Source organism: Micromonospora sp. NPDC047738 (assembly GCF_040642675.1).
GTDB lineage: Bacteria > Actinomycetota > Actinomycetes > Mycobacteriales > Micromonosporaceae > Micromonospora.
Genome location: NZ_JBEYSO010000079.1, coordinates 1 through 1,674 on the forward strand (window position 1 = coordinate 1; position 1,674 = coordinate 1,674).

The 1,674-nt window shown below is 67.8% G+C and carries 1 protein-coding gene; it reads left to right on the forward strand.

All coding sequences use genetic code 11. The annotated features are described in order from the left end of the window. Positions 1–13: 13 nt before the first annotated feature. Positions 14–1,674, forward strand: a 1,661-nt coding sequence (locus tag ABZ783_RS37385) for a DNRLRE domain-containing protein (RefSeq protein WP_357447969.1), incomplete at its 3' end; no start/stop codon positions are given.

The window sequence follows — 1,674 nt, forward strand, 5'->3', positions numbered from 1 at the left end:
GCCGGTTGGGCCGGTGTCGTACACGTTCACCCTGGACGCCGCCGGTCTGACCGCGCGGCAGCGGGCGGACGGGTCGATCGCGTTCGTCCGTGCGAGTGGCGGTGAGCCGGTGTTCGTGATGCCGGCGCCGTTCATGTACGACTCGAAGGACGACAAGGCCTCGCCGCTGGGCAAGGTGTGGTCGGACAAGGTCACCCAGCGGGTGCAGCAGGTGTACGGGCAGACCACCGTCACCGTGTCGGCGGACGCGGCGTGGTTGACGGATCCGGCGCGGGTGTATCCGGTGGTCATCGACCCGACCATCAAGATCCAGCCGGTGCCCGACGGCACGCTGGGCGGGCAGGACACCCAGATCTACTCGGCCAACCCGAACCACGCCTATGGGCAGGACCAGGTCAGGTGGCCGTTGCATGTGGGCACCACGTCCAGTGGCGCGTGGCGGTCGTTGCTGAAGTTCAACCTGGACTCGATCCCGCAGAACACGCCGATCGACGACGCGCAGTTGCAGTTGTACTACTCGCAGACGCACACCGCCTGGCAGTACGACGTGCCGATGGAGGTGCGTCGGGTTCTGGAGGCGTGGGACGAGGACACGGCGACGTGGGGCACCGTCAGCGGCAAGATCGCCGGCGCGCCGGCGGGCAACGTGGTGACCAAGGACGACGGGGACTCCGGGACGTCGGTGGTCGGCTCCTGGCCGTATTCGGGGAACGCGACGTTGACGCCGAAGGCGATCAACGCGGACTACCGCTACCACGGCAGTGCCAGCGCTTCGGACACCCACACCTGGGTGCCGACGATCACTGAGGCGGGTGACTACCAGGTCGAGGTGCACTACGTGGGCGAGTCGGACCGGCCCACCAACGCCCCGTACACCGTCTATTACAACGGCGGGTCGAAGACCTACCCCGTCAACCAGAGCACCCCGACGGCTGCGGGCGCGTGGGTGACGTTGGGGACGCATCCGTTCGCGGCGGGCACCACCGGCAAGGTCGTGCTCAACGGTGTGCCGGGCACGACGGCCATCGCCGACGCGGTCCGGTTCACCAAGGCCGGTGCGGTGAAGAAGTACGCCAAGTCGAGCGTGTGGAACTCGTTCCCGGTGCGGAATCTGGTGCAGGACTGGGTGAACCGCACCTACCCGAACCACGGGCTCATGGTCAAGGCCCTGGACGAGGCGACCAGGAGCCGCGGCGGCCCGATCTACGAGGCGTCCGAGTACGCGTACAACAACGACCGCCGCGACTTCAACCTGCCGAAGCTGGTCGTCACCTACGGCCGGCCGGGTGTGGCGGTGAACCCACCGACCACGATCACCTCCACCGGTGCCGTGCTCGACTGGCCGGCGTACTCGGGTTCGGACATCGTCGAGTACCAGGTGCACCGCAGCATCTTCCAGAACTTCACCCCGTCGGCGACGACGCTGATCGCGCCGGTGTCCACGGCGACCCGCAGCTACCAGGACACCACGGCGGTCCCGACAGCGGCGGACAACACCAACCCGATGGACCGCAAGTTCTACTACTACATGATCGCGGTGAAAACCCGCGACGGGCAGCTCATCGCCGGCCCGACGCAGCCGGCGATGCTGCCGAAGGCGGGCCAGATCACCCGGATCTACCGCACCGCGGCGACCGACGCGACCGGCTCGAACGGCGTCATCGACACCACCCT